This window comes from Treponema primitia ZAS-1 (assembly GCF_000297095.1).
Classification (GTDB): domain Bacteria; phylum Spirochaetota; class Spirochaetia; order Treponematales; family Breznakiellaceae; genus Termitinema; species Termitinema primitia_A.
Map to the genome: position 1 here is coordinate 40,604 of NZ_AEEA01000045.1, position 7,565 is coordinate 48,168.

The 7,565-nt window shown below is 50.6% G+C and carries 7 protein-coding genes; all 7 read left to right on the plus strand.

Going from position 1 to position 7,565, the window contains the following annotated elements:
* Nucleotides 1-30: 30 nt before the first annotated feature.
* The 7 genes from TPRIMZ1_RS0107660 (at nucleotide 31) to TPRIMZ1_RS0107690 (ending at nucleotide 7,493) form a co-directional block, all read left to right on the plus strand.
* A complete protein-coding gene (locus tag TPRIMZ1_RS0107660) occupies nucleotides 31-1,920 on the plus strand; it encodes a heavy metal translocating P-type ATPase (protein WP_010257316.1) in 1,890 nt (629 codons plus the stop codon).
* Between the two features lie 34 nt (nucleotides 1,921-1,954).
* The gene (locus tag TPRIMZ1_RS0107665) at nucleotides 1,955-2,542 is read left to right on the plus strand and encodes a hypothetical protein (RefSeq protein WP_010257320.1); all 588 of its coding nucleotides are present in this window, start codon (nucleotides 1,955-1,957) and stop codon (nucleotides 2,540-2,542) included.
* 44 nt (nucleotides 2,543-2,586) lie between these two features.
* Nucleotides 2,587-2,742, plus strand: coding sequence for a hypothetical protein (locus TPRIMZ1_RS20465; protein WP_157784194.1), 156 nt, complete (start codon nucleotides 2,587-2,589; stop codon nucleotides 2,740-2,742).
* An 81-nt stretch (nucleotides 2,743-2,823) separates the two neighbouring features.
* On the plus strand, nucleotides 2,824-4,572 hold the full coding sequence (locus TPRIMZ1_RS0107675) for an ABC transporter ATP-binding protein (RefSeq protein ID WP_010257323.1): 1,749 nt from the start codon (nucleotides 2,824-2,826) through the stop codon (nucleotides 4,570-4,572).
* A 135-nt stretch (nucleotides 4,573-4,707) separates the two neighbouring features.
* On the plus strand, nucleotides 4,708-5,616 hold the full coding sequence (locus tag TPRIMZ1_RS0107680; RefSeq protein ID WP_038078179.1) for a patatin-like phospholipase family protein: 909 nt from the start codon (nucleotides 4,708-4,710) through the stop codon (nucleotides 5,614-5,616).
* Between the two features lie 13 nt (nucleotides 5,617-5,629).
* Complete coding sequence (gene epsC / locus TPRIMZ1_RS0107685; protein WP_010257327.1) at nucleotides 5,630-6,514, plus strand: serine O-acetyltransferase EpsC; 885 nt, start codon at nucleotides 5,630-5,632, stop codon at nucleotides 6,512-6,514.
* Nucleotides 6,515-6,524: 10 nt separating this feature from the next.
* Complete coding sequence (locus tag TPRIMZ1_RS0107690) at nucleotides 6,525-7,493, plus strand: carbohydrate kinase family protein (protein ID WP_010257329.1); 969 nt, start codon at nucleotides 6,525-6,527, stop codon at nucleotides 7,491-7,493.
* The last annotated feature ends 72 nt before the right edge of the window (nucleotides 7,494-7,565 follow it).

A 7,565-nucleotide genomic window follows, 5' to 3' on the forward strand; every position in this document is an offset into this window, starting at 1 on the left:
CTTTTGTTTGATTTATAAGGGAAGGAGTTTATGGCAAAAACTATAAAACACGGTTTCAATTACAGAGTTTTTATTTTCCCTGCTGTTTTAGCGATTCTGATATTCACCGCGATGCTATTTGAATTTGTCTGGCCGGAAATTTTGCCCTTGCCCTTTGCCCTGATCCCCTTGGCCATGGGCGGATTTGTGGTATGTAAGTCGACCTTTGAGGCCACCTTTGCGAAAAAGAGAATTACTGCGGGGATGCTTGTTGTTTTGGCTTTGATTGGTACTACCCTGGTAGGTGAATACCTTTCAGGGGCTATTGTTGCTTTTATGATGATTTTTGGCGAATTCTTAGAAGATTTAACCATGGAAAAAACCAAGAATGCCGTTCGGGAGCTGATTCACCTTGTTCCCGCTACCTGCCGCAAGCTGATCGATGGGGAGTATCAGGTGGTTTCCATTAAAAAAATACGGAGGGGCGATTATATCCAAATACTGGCGGGGGATAAAATTGCCGTTGACGGCGTCATAAAAAAAGGGGAAGCCGCGATTAATGAGGCCTCCATAACCGGGGAATCCATGCCGGTAGACAAAAAAGCCGGGGATCGGGTCTTTTTAGGCACCCTGAATGAAAATGGTGTACTAGAGATTGAAACAGAAAGTCTTGGCAGTGATACTGTTTTGGGGAAAATAATCCAAGTTGTCAAACAAGCCCAGGAAAACAAGGGTGAAGCCCAAAAGACGGCTGACAAATTTGCCCAATATTTCCTACCGATTATTCTTTCAATATGCGCTATTACCTTTTTTATTACCCATGACATTATGCGGGTTATGACGATTTTGGTTATTGCCTGTCCCTGCGCGCTGGTATTAGCCACTCCAACCGCCGTTGTGGCCTGTGTTGGTAATCGGGCCAAACGCGGGGTTTTGATCAAAGGCGGGGTAGTTATAGAACGGTTCGCTAAGGTTACTACCCTGTGCCTTGATAAAACAGGCACTTTGACAAAAGGCGCCCCCGAAGTTTTGGACACCCTCATTACGATGGATACTTCCGAAAAGGATTATTTATACGCCCTTGGGATAGTAGAAAAAAATTCGGGCCATCCCATAGGAAGGGCTATCATTAATTACCTGACCAAAAAAAAATCCTTATCCATGAAAGATATCCCCAATGGTGAATTTGAAATGCTCTATGGCCGAGGGGTCAGGGTACGCCTGGAAAACAACCTATATGAAGTTTCTAACAAAAAACTTTTAGCCGATTTGCCCCCCGGAGGAAATACTGCGATTGAAGAATTCGTCCGTAAACAGGAATCTCTGGGCCGGACGGTAATGGTTGTGACGGATAACAACCGTATCCTGGGGGCTATTTCCGTAGCCGATACGATACAGGAATCTGCGCCGAGGGTGGTGCAGCAATTAAGGGAAAGGGGCATTTCGCGGATAGTTATGCTGACCGGGGATAATGAATACACAGCCAAGGCTATTTGCGATGAAGTTGGCATAGAAGAGTTTCGGGCTAATCTTCTGCCTGAACAAAAACTGGAAGCTATAAAAGAAATGCAGGCAAAGGGCGAGGTCGTTGCCATGGTCGGTGACGGCGTAAATGATGCCCCGGCTCTGGTTCTGGCCGACGTGGGCATTGCCATGGGAGCCGCAGGGACTGATACGGCGGTGGAAGCAGCTTCCATTGCCCTGATGTCAGACAATATTGATATGCTGCCCGCTACCTTCGCCTTATGCTGCCGGACCTTTGGTATTATACGGCAGAACATCTGGATTTTTGCGGTGATAGTAAATGTTATCGGCGTACTGTTTTCCGGACTTGGATTTCTGAATCCGATAACGGCGGCGGTGATTCATAATGCATCTTCCATTTTTGTAGTACTTAATTCTTCCCGTTTATTGGGGTACCGTTATGCGGGTGAGTTGTAATAGACAAAGCATAGTTTTATAAAGGAGGAAAGATATGGTTAAAAAGGGGTGTTTGGTTTTCCGTAAAAACGGAAAAGTCAAGTTAAGTTACTGCCATCGTAATGCTCATCTACGCGGCTTGGGGAGAAAGGTGGTTCGTCTGTGCAGGGGGCATACGGCAGAACAGTTGAACACCATCTATGAAAACCTGATCCTGGTAGAAGAAGAAAGTCCCATGACCAGGGAACAGCGGGAAGCCTATAAAAAATATGTACCCCCTGAAACCTGGACGGACGATTTTACGTGGACCATGGCTTTAAAATACACAAAGGATATTACCGAGCCGTTAAAGGACGGATTTCGCTATTTAGTAAACTATGAAAGCTTTTTGGAAGCATGGCGTAACCGCTGGCAGTACTTTATCGATCTTGATACAAAAAACCTGGAAGTATATAAATTTGGGTTGGAGATATTATGTCAGGAATCGGATATCATTTCCCATGATACCATTGATTATCCGGGCGGCTATGATCCTGTTATGGTGGGAAGATTTCCACTTTCTGATATCCCTGAAGATTGGATTGAAATTTGTGAAAAAAATTACCGGAAGAAGAAAATTGTACTGGTGGATTTGGATTCATGATAACGGCTGATCAAATCGGCAAATTTACTTTATAGGAGATGATTATGCACGAAGGAAAACATGGTATTTTGGACGATGTGGAAGAAATGGACGCCTTGTTTGGCGAAGATGATGAAGAAGATGGGGTGGATATGAAAAAGAAGACCGAAAACAAGGAAAAGGATGGAGCTTCTTCTGCCTCAGGGCAAAGGAATACCTAAGGGTCTGCCGGATATCCCAATTCTAAGTCTAGCCTCTATTACCATATTCATGGCAGAATATACTGAGAGTGTTAGTACGACATGAATCTTGAACAATCGTCCCTGAGGATATTCGCCTCCTATTACCGGCCTCATTGGAAGCTCTTTGCGGCGGATATGTTCGCCGCGTCTCTAATCGCCGCCGTAGATCTGTCCTTCCCCATGATGACCAAGTATACCATTGAGCATTTTCTGCCCAACAGTCTGTACAAATTCTTTTTCATCATGATCGCCGCCATGGGGATCATGTACCTGCTCCGTATGGGCTTTACTTATTTTATTACCTATTGGGGGCATACCGTTGGGGTATACCTTGAGGCGGATATGCGCCGGGATCTTTTTAGCCATCTCCAGCAGCTGCCCTTCTCTTTTTACGATAACCACCGTACCGGCCATATTATGTCCCGGGTGACCACCGACCTCTTTGAGGTAACCGAGCTTGCCCACCACGGCCCGGAGGATCTGTTCATTTCTATTATCACCTTTGTGGGTTCCATATTTCTGGTCTTTTCTATCCGCTGGGAAATGGCCCTGGTTTTGTTAGTTTTTGTACCCTTCATGATAGTTCATATTCTCCGGTCACGGTCCAATATGATGAAGACTGCCCGGAAGGTAAAGGAACGGACCGCCGAAATAAACGCTGCTCTGGAATCGAGTATTTCAGGCGTCCGGATAGCCAAGGCGTTTACCAACGAGTCCTATGAAACCACCAAATTCCGCGGGGGAAACGAAAACTATAAAACCGCCCGGAAATACTATTTTCGTTCCATGGCAAATTTTCAGAGCCGGTTGGATTTCCTGCTCCATATACTCAACGTGGTGGTGATTGCCGCCGGAGGTTTTTTGATCATGAAGGGCAGGATGACCCTGCCGGAGCTTATCGCCTGTAATCTTTTTGTAGCCGCCTTCCTACAGCCGATCCGGCGGCTGCAGAATTTTGTAGAGCAGTACACCACCGGTATGGCCGGGTTTAACCGGTTTATAGAGATCATGCGGATCCGGAGCGATATTATTGATAAGGACGGCGCTGCAGCCCTGGATAAGGTTCGGGGGGATATCGAATTTGCCGATGTGAGTTTTTCCTACAATAACAATATTATGGTCCTTAACCACATTAACCTGTCTGTTCCGGCGGGGAAAACTATTGCCCTGGTGGGTCCTTCCGGGGGCGGTAAGACCACCCTCTGCCATCTCCTGCCCCGGTTCTACGAAATCCAGAAGGGTAGTATTACTGTTGATGGCATGGATATCCGGGATATTACCCTGGAATCGCTGCGGCGTAATATCGGTATAGTCCAGCAGGATGTATTCCTCTTTGCCGGAACCATCCGGGACAATATCAAATACGGCAGGATCGATGCTACGGACGATGAGGTGATCGCCGCCGCCAAACGGGCGGATATCCACGATGATATCATGAAACTAAGCGAGGGTTACGACAGCCTGGTAGGTGAACGGGGGGTAAAACTTTCCGGCGGCCAGAAACAGCGGATCAGCATAGCCCGGATCTTCCTGAAAAACCCACCCATATTGATCCTGGACGAGGCGACATCCGCCCTGGACACCGCCACGGAACTGCGGATACAGCGCGCCCTCGGGGAGCTTTCCCGGGGCCGTACCACCCTAGTCATCGCCCACCGGCTTTCCACCATCCGCAATGCCGATTCAATCGCGGTGATCACCGACGACGGCATCCAGCAGCAGGGGTCCCACAACGAGCTTCTGGCTAAGGGCGGGATCTACGCGGAACTGTACGCGGCGCAGTTTGATTCTGCGAAACTGAGAACCTAGGGCTTACTCGGATGGATTTTTTTACATAATCCGTGATACATTAGCTTGTATGAAGGAATCGCGGGTGTATCTGAACAACGCCGCCGGGGCTTTTCCCCTTGCACCGGGGATATTATCCCGATATTGTACGAGAATATGCGTATTAAAAAAAATCTAAAGTGGGCCCTGGTTTTGGCCGGCGGAGGCGCCCGGGGTATAGCCCATGTGGGTGTGTTAAACGCCCTGCTGGAGATGGGGATCCCCGAGCCTTCCCTGGTGGTGGGGACTTCCATGGGAGCCATTATTGGCGGCCTCTATGCCTGTGGTATGAGTCCCGGGGAACTGTCCCGGTTTCTTATCAATGATTTTGATATCACCGAATATCTGGATAGCTTCGTGTTTAAGATATCCGGCGCCATGGGGAAGATATTTCAGACCGGGCAGATCCTAGGAAACGCCGCAACCCGGCCGGGGATCGATTCGGGGCAGCAGGTGCTGAAATTGCTTGAGGATCTGTCCGGGGGCAAGACCTTTGCGGAAACCCGTATCCCCTTCCGGTGTAATGCGGCGGATTTGGTCAGCGGCAAGGAAGTGGTGTTTAGTTCCGGTTCGGTCGCCCGGGCTATGCGGGGGTCCATGTCCTTTCCGGGGTTTTTTGAACCCTACTGGGAGGGGGAGCTTTGCCTGGCGGATGGGGGGCTCTGTGATAACATGCCCGTGCGTATAGCCAAGGACGAAGGATTTAAGCGGATCCTGGCGGTGGATGTGGGGCTTTTGCAGCCGGTGGCCCTATCGGATCTTAAAACCTTTTCCAAAATTGTGTATCGTTCTATTGAGATAATGCTTGACGGAATGGAAAGAAAGCGCCGGCCCGGGGCGACCCTAACCATACACGCCGCTAATGGGGCAATACCCTTTGACTTTTCGCGAAAGCGGGAACTCATTGAACTTGGCGAACGGGCGGTAAGGGAGAGCAAAGAGGCGGTGCTCCCCTTTTTCAGCGGTGGGATGATCGCCTATGCCACTCGAAGGCGGCGCCGCGAATGTGGTATTTCCGGTACTTGAAAGGAGGATGTCCTTGCAACGACTGCATAGAAGTATAGAAACCCTGGTTCGTTCCTACGATACCTATGGTTTGGTAAACCAGGCGGGCAGCGAGAATCTACCCAGCCGCGACAGTATTGCGGATATACTCCGCGGGCTGGACGAGCTGGTATTTCCGGGGTTCCGGGAATTCGGAGCCCTGGATCACGATAACCTGCATCTATCCACCGCCGAAAAGGTGTACCACCTAGCCCGGGAGCTTATCGGGGAAGTTGAAAAGAGCATCGCCTTTTCTTCACGGCTCGGAGAAGCTTCCTGCGGCCATGACGGGTGCCATGTGGCGGCGGAGCTTATTGTGAATGATTTTTTTGATGAGCTCCCCCTTATCCGGGGTATGCTTGCCAAGGATCTGCAGGCCGCCTTTGAGGGAGATCCAGCGGCAAAAAGCACCGCCGAGGTGATCCTGTCCTACCCGGGATTTGAGGCTATCACCATCCATCGTATGGCGCATTTTTTCTGGACCCGGGAGGTACCGCTTATCCCCCGCATCATGAGTGAGCTCATCCATGGCCGTACGGGGATCGATATTCATCCGGGCGCTGAAATTGGCGAATCCTTTTTTATTGATCATGGCACGGGGGTGGTGATTGGAGAAACCACGGTGATCGGTAGAAATGTTAAACTCTATCAGGGGGTAACCCTGGGCGCTCTTTCGGTCAAAAAGGATGGGGTTAGCAAGAAACGGCATCCCACAATCGAAGACAAGGTAACCATTTATTCCGGGGCCACCATCCTGGGCGGCGAAACGGTGATAGGCCGGGGAAGTACCATCGGGGGCAATGTATGGATCACCGAATCGGTGCCCCCCGGGGCCATGGTGTATACCACCAGCGGCGATCAGGTGGTTCGGACTAAATAAGGGGTGTGGTATGATTTTATCCTGTGGTGAAGCGCTTATCGACATGGTGCCGTTGAATATTCCCGGCAGGGGGGATGGCTTTTTACCCTGTCTTGGGGGCAGTCCCTACAATACCGCCATAGCCATCGGGCGGCTTGGAGTACCGGTACGCTTCCTCAGCAGACTCTCCACGGACTTTTTCGGTGAAGCCCTGGTGAATGGGCTTGTTCAGAATAAGGTGGGGATAGATTTGATCCGCCGGACGGATCAGAATTCAACCCTGGCCTTTGTTAAGCTGGAAAAGGGCAAGGAGCCTCAGTACGTCTTCTATACCGAAGGCGCCGCGGATCGTTCCTTTTCCCCGGAGGATCTGCCCAAAGAATTGCCCGCCGAAATCAAGTGCGTCCTTTTCGGTTCCATCGCCCTAACCATGGAGCCGTCGGCTTCCACCATTGAATCACTCATTGTGCGGGAAGCCCGCAGGGACAGTAATTCTGCTCTTGTCATTTCCCTGGACCCCAATGTGCGGCCCTTTATGATCGGGGATCAAAAGGCGTATGTCCGGCGCTTTGAAAACTGGGTACGCTACGCTACGATTGCCAAAATTTCCGAAGTTGATTTTGATTTTATCTACCCCGGTTTGGGTCTGGAAAAATCCCTGGAAAAAGTTCTGAGCCTGGGGCCTCGTATGGCCCTTACCACCCTGGGAGCTAAGGGCGCCATGGCCCTGCTCCGCAAAGAGGACGGCAAGGTTCTCCGGGTGAGCGCCCCGGTGGTGGACCTTCCGGTGGTGGACACCATAGGCGCGGGGGACACCTTCCACGGCGCCTTCCTCTCCTGGCTGGAACTCCGGGGCAAGATGTCCCAGTCCGCTCTGGCCTCCCTTACCGAAGCAGAACTGTACGATGCGCTTTACTTTGCTAACCGGGCTGCTTCTCTGGTCTGTTCTCGGCAGGGCGCGGAGCCGCCTACGCTGAAGGAAGTAGAATCGCTGAAGTAAGTGGCTCTCTTCTTGTAGTACTTATCGGCAAAGACGGGCGGAGGGAGGGGCATCCCCGGCGCTCGCACGCTT

Excerpts from the sequence above, each read along its gene's own strand:
- TPRIMZ1_RS0107680 (WP_038078179.1), top strand. The coding sequence starts at position 4,708 with ATGCGTATTAAAAAAAATCTAAAGTGGGCCCTGGTTTTGGCCGGCGGA.
- TPRIMZ1_RS0107665 (WP_010257320.1), top strand. The coding sequence starts at position 1,955 with ATGGTTAAAAAGGGGTGTTTGGTTTTCCGTAAAAACGGAAAAGTCAAG.
- TPRIMZ1_RS20465 (WP_157784194.1), top strand. The coding sequence starts at position 2,587 with ATGCACGAAGGAAAACATGGTATTTTGGACGATGTGGAAGAAATGGAC.
- TPRIMZ1_RS0107675 (WP_010257323.1), top strand. The coding sequence starts at position 2,824 with ATGAATCTTGAACAATCGTCCCTGAGGATATTCGCCTCCTATTACCGG.
- TPRIMZ1_RS0107660 (WP_010257316.1), top strand. The coding sequence starts at position 31 with ATGGCAAAAACTATAAAACACGGTTTCAATTACAGAGTTTTTATTTTC.
- TPRIMZ1_RS0107690 (WP_010257329.1), top strand. The coding sequence starts at position 6,525 with ATGATTTTATCCTGTGGTGAAGCGCTTATCGACATGGTGCCGTTGAAT.